Genomic DNA, 15,772 nt, shown 5'->3' with positions numbered 1-15,772 from the left:
GTCACTGGCAGTATCTGAGCTTTGCCGGGAATTGTCGAGAAAATAGTCGACTCAGGCCGATTGCAGATCTGACAACCGTTGCGCCAGCATCCGGCGACCGTGCCAGGCCCGTTTAAAGCCGAAGCGATAGACAGACGGGCTCACCAGATGCAGCTCCCCCGCCTTGAGATCCAGCAAGGCCATGGCCGCCGCCAGCTCCTCTTCACTCAGTTGCAGATCGAGGCTGAAGTCGAGCCACTGGCCGTCGTGGCCCACTCGCCGCTCCCGTTCAAGCGCCACCAGCTGGTTGCGGGGCAGCGCCAGCGCCTCATCCTTGTTGCCATTGAGCAGATAGATATGCTGTTCGTCCCACCCCAGCTCCGCCAGGCGCCAAGGCTGCCAGCTGCGGGGCAGCGACACCATGATCCCGGTGATGCCACCAAAGACCACGCCCACCCAGTTGAGCAGCGCCATGGCGCCCCAACCATCCCACAAGGAGGCCGCCACCACGCTCCAACTCACCAGCAACAGCAGAAAAATGACGCAGCGATAGCGCACCGCTGGCGGCATCAACAGCTGCACCTGCGAACCGGCAAGCAAGGATGTAATACGCATGAAAAGCTCCTGTCATCACGAAATGGCGCCATTGTGAATAGCCATCAGGATGCTGACAAGGGGGTTTTCTTTGTCATCCCCCTATAAAATCAATACCATGGCGTAAATGATTCTCAGTGGAACCCGCTTCTTGACCAGCTCGCAACCCTGTGTGCGCTTTTGTGGCGTCGACAAATTCTATGGCGACTTTCAGGCTCTTCATCACATCGATCTCACCATTGAACGGGGAGAGAAGTGGGTTATCTGTGGCCCGTCAGGCTCGGGAAAATCGACCCTGATCCGCACCATCAACGGGCTGGAGGGGATCGACGACGGCCAGCTGTTCCTGTTTGGCGAGCCGGTGACCCCTTCCTACCTGCGCCGCCTGCAAGGTCGGGTTGGCATGGTGTTTCAGCAGTTCAACCTCTTCCCCCATATGACGGTGCTGGAAAACCTGATGGTGGCACCGGTGCATACCCTGGGGTTGCGCCCTCAGGAGGCCAAAGCCCGGGCGCTCGGGCTGCTCGAGCGGGTGCGCATTCAGGCACAGGCCGACAAGTACCCTCACCAGCTCTCCGGCGGCCAGCAGCAGCGGGTCGCCATCGCCCGCTCCCTCTGCATGCAACCCGAGCTGATGCTGTTTGACGAGCCCACCTCCGCCCTCGACCCCGAGATGATCCGCGAAGTGCTCGATGTGATCCGCGAGCTGGCTGACGAGGGGATGACCCTGATCTGCGTCACCCACGAGATGGGCTTTGCCCGTCAGGTGGCGGATCGGGCGCTCTTTATGGACGAGGGGAAAATCATAGAGTCGGCCCCGCCCGCCCAGCTGTTCAACGCCCCTCGTCACCCGCGTACCCGGGCCTTCCTCGAACAGGTGCTCAGCTATCATGGCTAGGCTCAATCGCCCCCGCCTGCTCGGCTGGCTGTCAGGCACTGTGATGCTCTCTGCGCTACTGGGCTGGGCGCTCTATAGCGGCGCTCGCCAGATGGGCTATGAGTGGCAGTGGCCGCGGGTGTTGCCCTTTCTCGGCGAGTGGGACGAGGGAACCTTTTATGCCGGCCCCTTGCTAAACGGCCTGCTGGTCACTTTGCAGGTGGCACTGCTCAGTCTGTTGGGCACGATGGCGGTCGGTGTGTGCGTGGTTAGCCTGCGGCTGCTCCCCTCCCGGCTCGGCCCCTGGCTCGCCATCGCCTATCTGGCGCTGGTGCGCACCACGCCCCAGCTGGTGCAGCTCTATATTCTCTATTTCTTGCTGGGCCCCATGCTGGGATTGGCCCCTCTTGCCTGCGCCGTGTTGAGTCTCTCCCTCTATCAGGGGGCCTTCACCGCCGAAGTACTGCGTGCAGGTGTACAGGCCATTCCCAAAGGACAATGGGAGGCGGCCCACTCTCTTGGCTTGTCACGGTCCATCACCCTGCGCAAGGTGATCCTGCCCCAGCTGGTGCGCATCACCTTGCCGCCGCTGACCAACGAGCTGGTCTCCCTTATCAAACATTCGGCGCTGGTGAGTGTGATCGCTATCTTCGATCTGACCAACGAAGGGCGTACTCTGGTTGCCGATACGTTTCTGACCTTTGAGGTGTGGTTTACCGTAGCTGCCCTCTATTTGCTGTTAACCCTGACGCTGTCAGCCTGTTCGCGGGCGCTGGCCCGTCACCTGAATCCGGATCAACAAGGACGCTAACCATGAATCTGTCATTCAAGACCACCCTGTCGGGCGCAACCCTGCTACTGACAAGCCTGCTCATTCCGGCACTGGCACAAACTGCCCCCTCCGACACCCAGGCGCAGATCGATCAGAGCGGTACCCTGCGGGTCGGCATGTCCACCTTCGCCCCCTGGGCGATGCGCGACAAGCAGGGGGCCCTGATCGGTTTCGAGATTGACGTGGCCCGTCGCCTCGCCACAGATAACGGCTGGCAGGTAGAGTTCGTGCCTACCGCCTGGGATGGCATCATCCCCTCCCTGTTGGCGAAAAAATATGACGTCATCATCGGCGGCCTCACCATCACCCCCGAGCGGGAGAAGAGCGTGCGCTTCACCCAGGCCTACTCCCATTCGGGGGTGCAGCTGGCCGCCTCCAGCACCATGGCCAAAGAGAAGAAAACCGTGGCGGACTTCAACCAGCGCGGGGTGATCCTGGCGGTACGTCGTGGCGCCTCACCGGTACAGGTGGCAAAAGAACACTTCCCCAAGGCCACACTGCGCCAGTTTGATGACGAGTCACAGGTATTTCAGGAGGTGCTGAACGGTCGTGCCCACGGAGCCCTATCCTCTTCCCCGAAACCCGAGCAAGAGGCGCTGCGCCACCCGGATGCCCTATTTATGCCGTTTGCCGAGCCGTTGGCACAAGGCGATGAAGGGTTTGCCCTGCGCAAGGGGGATGATGCCCTGGCTGAGCAGTTCAACGAGTGGATCGCCGCCCGTCAGGCCGATGGCTGGCTCAAGGCGCGCCATGACTACTGGTTCAAGTCGCTGGCGTGGGAAGCACAGGTCGCTAACCCCTGATGCTGATTGCTCTAAAAGAGACCATCCGGCGCATCATCCGTGGGCCATGTCGGAACATCAACTGGCTGGATGGGGCGATCGCCCTGATCCTGCTGCTGGCTGGCCTCTGGCTGGCCAGCCGCCTGCACATAGGGGTGGCCTATCAGTGGCGCTGGCATGAAGCCTTCGACCTGCTGTTCACCCCCGGCCCTCACGGCGAGTTGCCCTACTTTTTCAGCGGTCTGCTCACCACCTTGCGCATCGCCCTGCTCGGCATGGTGCTGGCGCTGCTGCTCGGCACTGCGCTGGGGGTAGCCGCCTTCAGCCGCCGCCCCTGGCTGGTGATGCCCGCGACCCTTTTTATCCAGCTGATCCGCAATCTGCCGCCGCTGGTCTTTATCTTCATCTTCTACTTCTTTATCGCCAACCAGCTGCTGCCTTCGAGCGGCCTCTCCCGCTGGCTCGGCACCGTATCACTCTCCCCGTGGCAAGAGGCGCTGTTTGGCCCACCAGCCCGCTGGGAGAACCTCATCTCAGGCACCCTCTGCGTTGGCATGATCAGCGCAGCCTTCGTCGCCGAGATCGTCCGCGCCGGGCTGGCCGCCATCCCCCGTGGTCAGTGGGAGGCGGCGCAGAGCCTCGGGCTCTCTCCCTGGGTGCGGCTGCGCCATGTGATCCTGCCGCAGGCCATGCTGCTGATGCTGCCCCCACTCACCGGCCAGCTCATCGCGCTGGTGAAGGATACCGCCATCGTTTCCCTTATCTCGGTGCAGGAGCTCACCTTCGTCGGTACCGAGATGGCCAACTCCAGCGGACTGGTCTACGAGATCTGGCTGCTGGTAGCCGCAGCCTATTTATTTATATGTTTGAGTCTGTTCGTATTGCTGAGCCGACTCGAAGCAAGACAAGGAGCACGCACATGCTGACGTCCCTGTTGCTGGCGACCGTATTGCAAGCGGAAGCCATTGGCGGTTATGCCGCCGGTTGCCTGAAAAACGGCGTATCCCTGCCCCTCGAAGGGCCGGGTTATCAGGTGATCCGCACCAAGCGGCTACGCTACTACGGCCACCCCGACCTCATCCACTATCTGCAAGCGCTGGCCAACCAGACCCGCATGGCCGGGCTGCCGGATCTCTATATCGCCGATCTGGCGATGGCCCGTGGCGGCCCCTTTACCTCCGGCCATCGCAGCCATCAGACCGGACTTGATGCCGATATCTGGTTTCGCATGGCCAACCGCCCCATCAGCAAATGGGAGCAGGATGCCCCCAAGGAGTGGGCGCTGATCGACGAACCCAGCTACAAGATGTTACCGGGCCGCTTTGGCCCCCAGCAGCTCACCCTGCTGCGGCTTGCGGCCAGCAAACCCGAGGTGGCCCGCATCTTCGTCAATCCGGTGATCAAATCCGCGGTCTGCCAACAGGCTGGTAACGAACCCTGGGTCGCCAAGCTACGCCCCTGGGTGGGCCACTTCAGCCACTTCCACGTGCGGCTGCGCTGCCCGGTGGGCAGCCCCGATTGTGAACCCCAGGCTCCCATTCCGCCCGGCAATGGCTGTGGGGAAGAGCTGGCCTCCTGGCTAAAAGACAAGCCCCAGTTGCCCAAGGTCTCCGGCATCAACAAGCGACCTGAGCTACCTGCGCGTTGTGGCAACTGACCCCAAGCTGGTATGGTGATGCACTCTTGGTAGTACACCATCCATGGCGCACTATCGACTCGAAATATCAAAGGAGAACAACAAGATGGCCACATCACTCTGGCGCAGAACCACGCAGAGCCTGTTGACCCTGACCCTGCTGCTCGGCCTGACCGGCTGCGGCATGAACAACATTCCGACCCTGGATGAGCAGGTCAAGGCGAGCTGGGGGCAGGTGGAAAACCAGTATCAGCGCCGCGCCGATCTCATTCCCAATCTGGTGGCAACCGTCAAGGGCTACGCCAGCCATGAGCAGGAGACCCTAAAGGCGGTCACCGATGCCCGTGCCCGGGTCGGCAGCGTACAAGTGAGCGATCCTGCCCAGCTCAAGGAGTTTGAAGCGGCGCAGAACCAGCTCTCCAGCGCCCTCTCCCGCCTGATGGTGGTGGTAGAGCGCTACCCCGAGCTGAAAGCGGATCAGCAGTTCCTTGCCCTGCAGGCCCAACTGGAAGGAACCGAGAACCGCATCTCGGTGGCTCGCCGCGACTATATCGAGGCGGTGCGCCAGTTCAATACCGAGATCCGCACCTTCCCCGGCGTTATCTGGTCCAAGCTGCTCTACTCGGATCTGGAGGCCAAACCCAGTTTCAGTGCCAAACCCGGTGCCGATGAGGCGCCCAAGGTCAGCTTCCAATGAAGATGATGCTGCGCTGGTTTCTTCCCTGTCTGCTGCTCTGGGCCAGTGCCCTGCAGGCGGCACCGGACTTCCCGACGCTGAGCGGACGGGTGGTGGATGAAGCCAGTCTGATGTCCCGCAAACAGGCCCATCAACTGACCCAGCAACTGGCGGCCTTTGAAAAACGCAGCGGCATCCAGCTGGTGGTGGTCTCTGTCGACAGCCTCGATGGGGAGACTATCGAGGAGTACGGCTACCAGCTCGGTCGCCACTGGGGGATCGGCCAGAAAGGCAAGAACAATGGCGTGCTGTTGCTGATCGCCCAGGATGAGCGCAAGGTCCGGATCGAGGTAGGCTATGGATTGGAAGGCGCCCTGCCCGACGCCATCGCCGCCAACATCATCCATGGCCGCATCCTGCCCGCCTTCAAGCGCGGCGATATGGTGGCCGGGATCATGGCGGGCAGCCAGAGCATCATGAAGGCACTCGCCGGAGAATATCAGCCGGTCGAGCAGCCAAAGAGTGACAACGGTGGCGGCCCCTGGCTGTTTATTCTGGTGGTGATTGCGATGATCGTGCTCCACAACCTGCGCGGCGGTGGTGGCGGTGGGCCAGGAGGACGACGTCGGTCGGCCTATATGGCTGGTGGATTGGGTGCCGGCTCCTTTGGTGGTCGCTCCGGCGGCGGATTCAGCGGTGGCGGCGGCAGTTTTGGCGGCGGCGGAGCCTCCGGTGGCTGGTAACAGGAGTAAAGAGACAAATCATGATTTCTAAACAGTTCTTCCACACGCTTCAGGCCAAGGTGCGCGAAGCGGAGCTAGAGACTGATGCTGAACTGGTCACCGTGCTGGCCCCGGCCAGCGATGGCTATCGCTACATTCCCACCCTCTGGGCGGCGCTGCTGGCGATGCTCACCCCGCTGCTGGTGTTCCAGCTCGGCTTCTGGCTCGGCTGGTACGAAATCCTGCTGGTACAGTGGTCAGTCTGGCTACTGCTGAGCCTGCTGTTCCACTGGACCCCCATCAAGATGCGGCTCATCCCGAAGAAGGTTCGCCAGCACCGGGCGGCCCTGATGGCACGCCTGCAATTTGTCGAGCAAGGGCTGCACCGCACCCGCGACCGACTCGGGGTGCTGATCTTCGTCTCGGCCGCCGAGCACTATGTAGAAATACTGGTGGATGACGGCATCGCCCAGCATATCGACAACGGCCAGTGGCAGGAGATCATCGACGACTTCGTGGCGCGAGTGCGCAACAAGGAGATCGAACAGGGTTTTCTGGAGTGCGTGGAGCGCGTCAGCGCCATTCTGACCGATGCCTTCCCGGCCACCCGGGATCAAAACGAGCTGCCGGACAGTCTGATCATCCTCGACAAGCCCTGATCCGGTTTAAAAAACCGGCATTCTGCACAAGGGTTAGGCATTCGGAAAAGATTATGAAAAATAAGGGGAAAAGAGGTTGACCCACACAGCCCTTTCCCCTAAATTACGCCCCGTTCCAGCGCAACAGCGCAGCGAACGAAAAATTGGTGAGGTGTCCGAGTGGCTGAAGGAGCACGCCTGGAAAGTGTGTATACGGCAACGTATCGAGGGTTCGAATCCCTCCCTCACCGCCAAATTTAAAAAAACCGACCTCAGGGTCGGTTTTTTGCTTTCCGGCAAACACCTATGTCGACAAGTGAGCCAGAGCCACGCAGTGGCAGATCATCCACGCACTCATCCCCCGGTTTGCAAAGCACTGATGGAACATCACTGCTTTTCGTATTGCCAGCTCCCGCCTCCTACCTTGCTTTTGTGATTGCCCCACCCGACAAGCGTTCCTGCCTGTCACAACAGGAGCAACAAGATGATTGCAATGCCATCTTATGGCCGCAACACGCCTTCTTTTATGGACGTTACCCAGCGCCCATTAATTGCTCAGCGATTGGATTTCATTTTGAAAAACTGATACTTAAGTAGCTACACTAGCCATTATCAACATGCAGGGACGTGTAAAAGATGAGCTTGATTGGCTTGGTACTGGCGTTGATCGCCATCCTTGGCGGCAACATGATCGAGGGTGGTCATCCCAGTGCACTGCTCGATCTGCCCGCATTTCTGATTGTGATAGGTGGCACCATAGGTGCTGCGCTGACCCAGTTCCCTTTCTCCGTCGTCGGCAGCACCATGAGGCGTTTCAAATGGCTGCTCTCTCCCCTCAAACTCGACCTGCTGGAACAGGCCCAGTTGCTGGAGACCCTGGCAGGCAACGCCCGCCGCAGCGGTATGCTGGCGCTGGAAGGGATGATCGAGGAGATCAAGGATCCCTTCCTGAAGAAAGGGGTGCAGATGATGGTCGATGGCTACGAGAAGGCCAAAATCCACGAGGTGCTGGAGAACGAGATCGAGTTCGAGCAGGAAGATCTCGAACAGACGGTCAAATTCTATGAAGCCATGGGCGGCTACTGCCCGACCATGGGGATCGTCGGGGCGGTATTTGGCCTGATCCACGCCATGGGTCTGCTTGATGCCCCCGACAAACTGGGTGGCGCCATCGCGGTGGCCTTTATCGCCACCATCTACGGGGTATCCGCCGCCAACCTGATCTTCTTGCCGTTCGGCAACCGCTACAAAGGGTTTGCCCACCAGATCCGCCACTACAAGGAGATGACCCTGACCGGCATTCTCTGCATCGTGGATGGCGAATCCCAAGCGCGCCTGCAAGTTACCCTCGAACCTTATCTGGGAGGTCACGGTGGCCAAAAAGAAAAAGGCTGAAGCACCGGAGAACCACGAACGCTGGCTGGTCTCCTATGCCGACTTCATGACCCTGCTGTTCGCCCTGTTTGTGGTGCTCTACTCCTTTGCCATGGCAAAGCAGTCCGAAACCCGGGTGCTTATCCAGGGCTTTATCGAGTCGCTGGGTAAAATCGGCCTCATCTCCCCGCCTGCCGGCTCACCTTTGATGCAGGGGGGCACAGGGATTCTCGAGCCAGAATCAAAAACTACGCCGAGCAGCCCGAAAGAAGATACTGTGCTGGAGAAAGATGCCCCCATGGCGGCATCGGACCCCTTCAACGAGACCATAGGTGCCTCGGAAAAACCGAGCGCCACCGAAGCCTGGCCCCACAAGACCCAGGAGCAGGAGTGGGTGCAGGTGACCAAGCAGAAGCTGGAACAGCAGCTAAAGGCCCAGATTGAATCGAAGGATCTGGAGGTCGAGCAGCTTGGCAGTCAGCTGGTGATCCGCATCGGCGAGAAGGCGCTGTTTCCCGCCGATTCGGCGTTCCTGCAGCCCCAGTTCATCCCGCTGGTCAACAAGATCGCCGGCATTTTGGCCAACATCCCGGGGCAGGTAGTGGTCACCGGTCATACCGACAACTCCCAAGCGCCGGTGGAGCTCTATCGCAACAACTGGGAGCTCTCGGTGCTGCGGGCCTCCTCCATCGTGCAGACCATGCTGACCAACCCCCAGCTGGATGCCAGACGAGTCATCGCTCAGGGTGTTGCCGACACCCAACCCCGCTTTGCCAATGACACCCCCGAACATCGCCAGGCGAACCGCCGGGTCGATATCACCCTCTCCCAAGGCAAGGCCGCAGAAGAGTCGCTGCAACTGCTCAAGCCCTGATCCCCCCGCTCCCGCCTCGCGCGGGAGTCTCTTTTTTAAAAACAAATAACTCAATAATATCAACACCATAAGATCTTAATGATAATGATTGCCATTTATTGTCAAGTGGTCAGGCCTCTGCAATAATGCCGCCCTTCAGGCTTAAATAAAAACAATTATCATTATGAACAAACTGCTTCAGGCATGGCCGGCACTCCTGTGTGCCTCCGCTGGCGCGGCCGATCTTCCCCCTGTGGAGAAGGCTCGCAGCGACGACACCATCATTGTCACCGGGCAACGGGTACAACAGAAACTCTCCGATGTTTCCGGCTCCATCACCGTCATCACCCAGGAAGAGCTGGACCGTCAGGTCGCCAGCGAGCTGACTCATGTGTTTCGCAAGATCCCCGGTGTCTCGGTCACCGGCTCTGCCGGGCGACCGCAAAACATCAGCGTGCGCGGCATCGGTGGCAACCGTATCCTGCTGATCAAGGATGGGGTGCGCGTCAGCGATGGTTTTGGCGCCGACAACATCAATGACAAGGTGGGTCGCTTCAACTTCGATCTCGATGACATCAAGCAGATTGAGGTGGCCAAGGGAGCCGGCTCCTCCCTGCATGGCTCCGATGCCATCGGCGGCACCGTGGTGATGAATACCAAGCAGCCGGAAGATTATCTGCAACAGCAAGATAGCTATCTGGCGGCCAAAACCCTCTACGGTGGCGACAGCAACAAGAAGAAGCTCAGCATGACCGGTGCGGTACGGGCACTGGAGAGCGAACACCTGTTACGCCTCTCCGGCTGGCGTGGCAACGAAACCGCCAACTTTGAGGAGAACCGCATTCCGGCTGATTTGGATGGCATGAGTGCCTCCACCAGCAGCCGCCTCCCCCTCAATGCCCATCACGCTCTGCGGCTGGAGCTGGACTACTACGAGGATCACGCCAAACGCCAGATGGGGCCCAAAGCGGTGCCCCAACCCGATGGCAGCTGGGACGTGGTCGGTTTTCAGGAAGATGGCGATCAGCGCACCCAGGGCGGCAAGTTCAGTTGGGAAGCCAACGATCTGGGCATGGTCGATACCCTCAACTGGAGCCTGTTTGGCAACCAGTCACGCAACGAAGCCAACCAGCGCCAGCTGCTGCGCAACGATGCCCTGAGCGGCTATCCCAGATATCGCAGCCAGCGCACCCTCTCCACGTTCGAGGAGCTTCGCCTTGGCAGCGAGCTGGAGTTGCAGAGCAAGCTGAGCACCGGCTCGCTGGATCACACCTTCAGCTACGGTGTGGAGCTGGAGCAGGCCAACCACGAGCGGCCGGTCAGCAATCTGACCCTGGAAGATGGCATCACCACCCAGGGACAGAAAGCCCCCTTCAGCAAGGCAGAGACCCGCCGCGATGGCATCTGGCTGAGCGATGTGATCGATCTGGGCAGCTGGCAGTTTACCCCGACCCTGCGCTTTGACCGCCAGCGCCTGCGCGCACCGGACAGCAATCTGGCCGAGAACCACAGCGACCACATCTCCCCCAGTGTGGCGGCCAGTTACCGCTTCAACGAAACATGGCGCAGCTGGCTCAGCTATGCCAACGGCTTCCGCGCCCCCGCTTACGATCAGGTTTACGGCAACATTCCTCACTACTTTGCCATGCCGCCGTTCGAGATCATTGCCAACCCCAACCTCAAGGAGGAGACCAGCCACAGTCTGGAGTGGGGAGTGAATGGCCAAAGCGACAACTGGAGCGTCAAACCGGCCGTTTTCTACAACCGCTACTACAACTTCATCGACTGGCGCCAGACCGGTTTTCGCCTCGATGACGGTGTCTTCCTGCGCCAATATCGCAACGTTGCCAAAGCAGAAACCTGGGGCGCCGAGCTGGCCGCCAGCCTCTGGCTGAGCGACGAGTGGGAGCTTTCGACCAATCTGGCCTGGATGGATGGCAAGGATCACCGCGGTGAGCCGCTGCGCACCCAGACACCGCTGGAAGGCAACACCACCCTGCGCTGGCAACAGCTCGACTGGGGGGTTGAGCTCAGTGGCAACTATGCCGCCGCCATGACCAAGGTGCCCCAGTGCGCCAATGCGCAGACTGGCTACAACGGTGCCTGCCAGAGCAGCGCAGGCTGGTTCAGCCTGGATCTCACCGGCGACTGGCAGATCACCGAGGCACTCAAGGTCAATGCCACCATTGGCAACCTGCTCGATACCCGCTACGTCCGCTATCAGGATGTGGCCGGACTCCCGGCTGGCAGCGACACCTCCCTCTACAGCCAGAGCGGCCGCTACCTGTCAGCCAGCCTCAGCTACCGTTTCGTGGGGATGTGATGAAGCATCATGCAATCATGGCGGCCCTGTTGGCCGCCCCGTTGGCGTGGGCGCAAGAGGCCCTGCCACCGCCGATCCCGTCCCAATCGCACCTGATTTCAGGCAATCCCGTACGCCAGGATCCCTACTTCTGGTTGCGGGACGAGAGCCGTAGCAACCCGGCCATTCTCGCCCTGCTCAAGCAACAAAATCGCTGGAGCGAGCAGCAGCTCGCCGCGCAGCAGCCGCTGGAAGCAACCTTGCGCGCCGAGTTTACCCGCCATCCGGCGGGGGAATCTGTGCCAGACAACTGGCTTGTGCGCGGCGATCAGGCATGGCAGCTGCGCCCGGATGGCTCACTCTGGCAACGCCACGGGGGCAAGGTGCAGCAACGGCTTCCCGCCAGAGCGGGTGAGGGCTATTACGAAGCGGGCGGCTGGGCCCTGAGCCCGGATAACCGCACACTGGCCATCGCCGAAGACAGGCGCGGCGATCTCGACTATCAGGTCACCCTGCTCAATCTCCAAAGCGGCAAGGCGCTGGCCAGTTTGGCACAGCGCAGCGCTGATCTCGCCTGGTCACAAGATGGTCGCACCCTCTACACCATCGCCAACGAGCGCCACACCCTGCGCCCCTGGCAGCTGCGCGGCTGGCAGGATGGCCAGGAGCAGACTCTCTATGAGGAGCAGGATCCCGCCTGGCTGCTCAGCCTCTATCGCACCACGGATGGCCAGCATCTGGTGTTGCAGGGCAACAACCACGATAGCTCGGAGCAATACCTGCTCGACTCGGGCAAGCCGCAGCGGGTCAAACCCCGCCAGCGCGGGGTGGAATACTATCTGGACAGCCAATCCGGCTGGGTGATCAAGAGCAACCAGGAGGGAGCGTTTGCCCTCTATTCAGCCAGCACGCCGCTCGGTGAGTGGCAGCGCCTGTGGCCCGCCAAAGAGGAGGATCTCGGCGATCCCGAGAAGTGGCGACTGTTTGATCGCCATCTGGTGGTGCAGTTTCGCCAGCAGGGGGAGGATTGGCTCGCCCTGCTCGATCGCAACGGCTATGAACGCCAGCGCCTGCCGCTGGCCAGTGGCGCAGGAACCGGCTGGCTGCAAGGAGAACATGACCCGGCCAGCGACCGCATTCTGGTGCGCAGTCAGGGCTTGAGCCAGCCCCCCGGCCAGCGCTGGCTGGATTTGACCAGCGGCCAGTGGATCAACGACCAGCACACCGCAGGCAATAAAGCATGGCCCTATCAGAGCGAGCGGCGCTGGATCACCTCTGCCGATGGCACCCGGGTGCCTGTCTCGCTGGTGTGGCGCAAGGATCTGGCCCCCCGCGCCGTGCTGCTCTACGGCTATGGCGCCTATGGCACGCCGATGCGCCCCTACTACCAGAAAGAGCTGTTGAGCCTGCTGGATCGGGGTTTTGTCTACGCCATCGCCCATGTGCGCGGCGGCGGCATGCTGGGGGAGCAGTGGACCCGCGACGGGCGGGGCATCCACAAGCAGAACGGCATCAGCGACTTTATCGCAGCCGGTCACGCCCTGCGCCACTGGTCGCCCGACTCTGCTCCCCTGCCCCTGTTTGCCATGGGGGGCAGCGCGGGGGGCACGCTGGTTGCTGCGGCCCTCAACCAGCAACCGACACTCTTTAGCGGCGCCGTGTTGCAGGTTCCCTTCGTCGATATGCTCGGCACCATGAGTGATCCCGCCCTCCCCTTGACCCGTCAGGAGTATCAGGAGTGGGGCAACCCGGCCAAGCCCGCAGAGTATCAGGCGATGCGCCGCATCAGCCCCTACGACAACCTGCAGCGCGCCCCCTACCCGCCCCTGCTGGTCACTACCGCCCTGCACGACAGCCAGGTGCCCTACTGGGAGCCGGTCAAGTGGCTGGCCCGCCTGCGGGAGCACAGCACGGGCTCCGGCCCCTACCTGCTGCTGACCGAACTGGAGGGAGGCCACCGCGCCGGTGGCGGCGATCGGGCTCGTGAATTTGCCTTCTTGTTGAATCTGGCGGGGATCAACCAATGACCCTGCCGCTGATTGGGAGTACCACTATGAAACCCCTGTTGCCCGCCCTCTTGCTGGGGCTGGCTGGCTTTTCCACTCAGGCCACCGAACTGCGTTTTGTCGAACAGGACGCCCCAGCCGATCCCCGCCTCTGGCTCGAACAGCAGCTCGGCGTCACCCTGAGTGATGCCCCGGCCTATCAGCGCCAAGGCAAGCTGGGCCACTATCTGCATTATCGCCAGCAGCTCAATGGCGCACCGATCGCCGGCCTGATGGCCGCCGTCAGTCTCGATGAGCAGGGTCGCCCGTGGCGCCTTTATCACAATACCCGGCTGATGCAGGCACAGGCGACGCCATGTGATGAAGCAAGCCGCGCCGGGGTGGATGCCTATACCGCCACGCTGGATAGTACGGTGTGGCAATTCGCTGGCAGTGACGAAGCCCAGCCCTGGTACTGGCAGGATGGCGACACCCTGACTGCGGCCTGGCGTCTGCTGGCGGTGGAAAGCCAGCCGGGCAACAGCAAGAGCAGCCACTGGCAACTGTTTGTCACCTGCGATGGCAGCGCCCTGCTGGGGCGCACGCTGCAAGAGGCCAACACCCGTGCCGAAGCGGCACCGCTGGCAGGGGAAGCGGCCACGGTGCAGGCCCGCATCTTTGCCCTCGACCCACGCACCCAGCTGCAAGATGGCAATTTGCTGTGGCGCCACGATCTGGTGCTGGACAACGGGGCCTATCGCACCGTCCCGCTCACGGTACAAAAGGTGGATGATACCTACCAGCTGAGTGGCCCACGCGCCCGGGTCGTGGATGGCACGGCGCCGGAAACTGCCCCCTTTAGCAGCCCTGATGCCGATGGCTTCCAGCTGGATCACCAGCAGCCCGCCTTCCTCGATATCAATGGCTACTACCATCTGGATCTGGCCCAGCGCCATGTGGAATCCCTTGGCTACCCAACGCTGATGGGCGGCCCCCTGGCCATCGATACCGATGCCGGGGAGCAGGACAACTCTCTCTATGACCCCTTCCTGCGCCGGTTGGAAATTGGCCGGATAGGGGTACCCGATGCGGAAGATCCCATGGTGATCTGGCACGAGTTTGGCCATGCGGTGCAGCACCATATCCTGCCCGACATGGGAGAAGAGGGTGACTGGGGCGCCATCGGCGAGGGCTTTAGCGACTATCTGGCCGCCAGCTGGCGCCAGCGTAGTCCAGAGGCTCGCCAGTTCGAGCCTTTCATGGTCTTCAACTGGGATGCCAGGATCAGCGGCCGGACGCCCCGTCAGCTCGATGATCTGCGGGCGCGCTATCATCCGGGCTTCCTCTATCCGGCGCACCTCACCATCAACGGCAGCAACGGCGATCAGCTGTGGGGCACCCCGCTCTTCACCGCGCTGCGCCAGGCCGTTGAACAATATGGCGAGGTAGCCCGTGACGAGTTCGATACCCTGCTGATTGAATCCCACTTCGGCCTCGGCCCGCAGGTGCGGATGCCCCAGCTGGCGCGGGTCACCGTGGATACCGCCAACCGCCTCTATCCGGACCGCAGCTATGGCAAGCTGCTGGAGCAGGCCTTCCGCCACCACGCCCTGCTGCCCACTCCCATCGCGGCCCGCCTTGCCGATGACAGCTACCTGTTGCCCGGGGAGAAAAAGAGCCTCGCCATTGAACTAACCAACCAGAGCGGCCGGCCCCTGACCGTGGCCGACGCCAGCCAGCTCCCGACCAAGGGGCTCATGGGTGACGGTCACTGGCAGGGAGAGCTCAACGCCGATGGCACCGCCCGCTGGACCCTGCCGCTGGAAGCGGCGAGCAACCTGACCTGTGGCGAGGCAGTCACCTTGCCGCTGCAATTCCAGCTCACCCTGCCCAGCCCCACCGAGCGCCAGACCCACCTTGACCTGCAGCTGCCGATCGGTGAACCGCTCTGGCAGCGGGCCATCGGCCAGGGTGGCCAGATCAAGGATGCGGTGAGCGGTGAGCGGCACGGCCTGTCCCGCTTCACTCTCACCCTGCCCGAGAGCAAGGCCCGCATCGACAGCGGATTCGTGGTTGCCCTCGATCTGGAGCACAGCAAGCTGGAGCAGCTGGAGATCTGGCTCACCTCCCCTTACGGTACCCGGATCAGCCTGTGGAACAAGGGTTACGCCAGCCATACCCGGCTCAAGGGGGAGTTCCCCCGTGAACTGGTACCGTTCGAATCACTCGATAAGCTGCACGGCGAACCGCTCGCTGGCCGCTGGCTGCTGGAGATCAACGACACCAGCGCCGGTGACACCGGTCAGTTGCGCAACTGGCGGGTAGCCCAGCAAGTCGGCGCCCGCTGCGACAAGGATGAAGCCCTGCCCAACACCGGCATCATTCCCCTTGAGCAGGATGAAGGGGGTGGCGGCACGGCTTCCCCCCTGCTGCTGTTGCTGGCCCTCTGGCCCCGCATCTGGCGCCGGAGCACCCCGCGCCGTTGAATCCTGTACCACGGAGGTTACCGCCCCCGTGAACCT

The 15,772-nt window shown here is 61.7% G+C and carries 14 protein-coding genes and 1 tRNA gene; 14 read left to right on the top strand and 1 reads right to left on the bottom strand.

Features of this window, described 5'->3' with window-relative positions:
• Positions 1-51: 51 nt before the first annotated feature.
• Complete coding sequence (locus LRL22_RS17780; RefSeq protein WP_270905986.1) at positions 52-594, bottom strand: hypothetical protein; 543 nt, start codon at positions 592-594, stop codon at positions 52-54.
• A 106-nt stretch (positions 595-700) separates the two neighbouring features.
• On the opposite strand from LRL22_RS17780, the gene LRL22_RS17775 reads away from it, so the two are divergent.
• The 14 genes from LRL22_RS17775 to LRL22_RS17710 all read left to right on the top strand — a co-directional run bounded on the left by LRL22_RS17775 (position 701) and on the right by LRL22_RS17710 (position 15,736).
• Positions 701-1,471 carry an amino acid ABC transporter ATP-binding protein gene (locus tag LRL22_RS17775; protein WP_270905985.1) on the top strand — a complete coding sequence of 257 codons (771 nt, stop codon included), beginning with the start codon at positions 701-703 and terminating at the stop codon, positions 1,469-1,471.
• Positions 1,464-2,261 (top strand): amino acid ABC transporter permease, encoded by a 798-nt coding sequence (locus LRL22_RS17770; RefSeq protein WP_270905984.1) that lies wholly within the window; start codon positions 1,464-1,466, stop codon positions 2,259-2,261. Before LRL22_RS17775 ends, LRL22_RS17770 begins: the two co-directional genes overlap by 8 nt.
• A gap of 2 nt (positions 2,262-2,263) precedes the next feature.
• A complete protein-coding gene (locus LRL22_RS17765; RefSeq protein WP_270905983.1) occupies positions 2,264-3,085 on the top strand; it encodes a transporter substrate-binding domain-containing protein in 822 nt (273 codons plus the stop codon).
• Positions 3,085-3,990 (top strand): amino acid ABC transporter permease, encoded by a 906-nt coding sequence (locus tag LRL22_RS17760; protein ID WP_100646116.1) that lies wholly within the window; start codon positions 3,085-3,087, stop codon positions 3,988-3,990. Before LRL22_RS17765 ends, LRL22_RS17760 begins: the two co-directional genes overlap by 1 nt.
• On the top strand, positions 3,984-4,721 hold the full coding sequence (gene mepA, locus LRL22_RS17755) for a penicillin-insensitive murein endopeptidase (protein WP_005359850.1): 738 nt from the start codon (positions 3,984-3,986) through the stop codon (positions 4,719-4,721). Before LRL22_RS17760 ends, mepA begins: the two co-directional genes overlap by 7 nt.
• A gap of 85 nt (positions 4,722-4,806) precedes the next feature.
• Entirely contained in the window at positions 4,807-5,397 is a 591-nt protein-coding gene (locus LRL22_RS17750; RefSeq protein WP_005346564.1) for a LemA family protein, read from the top strand.
• A complete protein-coding gene (locus tag LRL22_RS17745) occupies positions 5,394-6,119 on the top strand; it encodes a TPM domain-containing protein (RefSeq protein WP_005346567.1) in 726 nt (241 codons plus the stop codon). Before LRL22_RS17750 ends, LRL22_RS17745 begins: the two co-directional genes overlap by 4 nt.
• 20 nt (positions 6,120-6,139) lie before the next feature.
• Entirely contained in the window at positions 6,140-6,757 is a 618-nt protein-coding gene (locus tag LRL22_RS17740) for a TPM domain-containing protein (protein ID WP_005337196.1), read from the top strand.
• A 145-nt stretch (positions 6,758-6,902) separates the two neighbouring features.
• A tRNA-Ser gene (locus tag LRL22_RS17735) sits at positions 6,903-6,990 on the top strand.
• Positions 6,991-7,372: 382 nt separating this feature from the next.
• Positions 7,373-8,131, top strand: a complete 759-nt coding sequence (locus LRL22_RS17730; protein ID WP_005351127.1) for a flagellar motor protein — start codon at positions 7,373-7,375, stop codon at positions 8,129-8,131.
• Positions 8,109-8,984 (top strand): flagellar motor protein MotB, encoded by an 876-nt coding sequence (locus LRL22_RS17725; RefSeq protein ID WP_270905982.1) that lies wholly within the window; start codon positions 8,109-8,111, stop codon positions 8,982-8,984. Before LRL22_RS17730 ends, LRL22_RS17725 begins: the two co-directional genes overlap by 23 nt.
• Before the next feature lie 163 nt (positions 8,985-9,147).
• On the top strand, positions 9,148-11,286 hold the full coding sequence (locus LRL22_RS17720) for a TonB-dependent hemoglobin/transferrin/lactoferrin family receptor (protein ID WP_270905981.1): 2,139 nt from the start codon (positions 9,148-9,150) through the stop codon (positions 11,284-11,286).
• Positions 11,286-13,292, top strand: coding sequence for a prolyl oligopeptidase family serine peptidase (locus tag LRL22_RS17715; protein WP_270905980.1), 2,007 nt, complete (start codon positions 11,286-11,288; stop codon positions 13,290-13,292). The genes LRL22_RS17720 and LRL22_RS17715 overlap by 1 nt, the downstream gene beginning before the upstream one ends.
• Complete coding sequence (locus LRL22_RS17710) at positions 13,289-15,736, top strand: proprotein convertase P-domain-containing protein (protein WP_270905979.1); 2,448 nt, start codon at positions 13,289-13,291, stop codon at positions 15,734-15,736. Before LRL22_RS17715 ends, LRL22_RS17710 begins: the two co-directional genes overlap by 4 nt.
• Positions 15,737-15,772: the final 36 nt, after the last annotated feature.

It is taken from the genome of Aeromonas sp. PI_26 (genome assembly GCF_027854445.1).
Taxonomy (GTDB): domain Bacteria; phylum Pseudomonadota; class Gammaproteobacteria; order Enterobacterales; family Aeromonadaceae; genus Aeromonas; species Aeromonas veronii.
This window is presented reverse-complemented; position numbering and strand designations above follow the sequence as displayed.

Coding starts and splice junctions, on each gene's coding strand:
- LRL22_RS17780 (WP_270905986.1), bottom strand. CDS start 594: ATGCGTATTACATCCTTGCTTGCCGGTTCGCAGGTGCAGCTGTTGATG.
- LRL22_RS17775 (WP_270905985.1), top strand. CDS start 701: ATGATTCTCAGTGGAACCCGCTTCTTGACCAGCTCGCAACCCTGTGTG.
- LRL22_RS17770 (WP_270905984.1), top strand. CDS start 1,464: ATGGCTAGGCTCAATCGCCCCCGCCTGCTCGGCTGGCTGTCAGGCACT.
- LRL22_RS17765 (WP_270905983.1), top strand. CDS start 2,264: ATGAATCTGTCATTCAAGACCACCCTGTCGGGCGCAACCCTGCTACTG.
- LRL22_RS17760 (WP_100646116.1), top strand. CDS start 3,085: ATGCTGATTGCTCTAAAAGAGACCATCCGGCGCATCATCCGTGGGCCA.
- mepA (WP_005359850.1), top strand. CDS start 3,984: ATGCTGACGTCCCTGTTGCTGGCGACCGTATTGCAAGCGGAAGCCATT.
- LRL22_RS17750 (WP_005346564.1), top strand. CDS start 4,807: ATGGCCACATCACTCTGGCGCAGAACCACGCAGAGCCTGTTGACCCTG.
- LRL22_RS17745 (WP_005346567.1), top strand. CDS start 5,394: ATGAAGATGATGCTGCGCTGGTTTCTTCCCTGTCTGCTGCTCTGGGCC.
- LRL22_RS17740 (WP_005337196.1), top strand. CDS start 6,140: ATGATTTCTAAACAGTTCTTCCACACGCTTCAGGCCAAGGTGCGCGAA.
- LRL22_RS17730 (WP_005351127.1), top strand. CDS start 7,373: ATGAGCTTGATTGGCTTGGTACTGGCGTTGATCGCCATCCTTGGCGGC.
- LRL22_RS17720 (WP_270905981.1), top strand. CDS start 9,148: ATGAACAAACTGCTTCAGGCATGGCCGGCACTCCTGTGTGCCTCCGCT.
- LRL22_RS17715 (WP_270905980.1), top strand. CDS start 11,286: ATGAAGCATCATGCAATCATGGCGGCCCTGTTGGCCGCCCCGTTGGCG.
- LRL22_RS17710 (WP_270905979.1), top strand. CDS start 13,289: ATGACCCTGCCGCTGATTGGGAGTACCACTATGAAACCCCTGTTGCCC.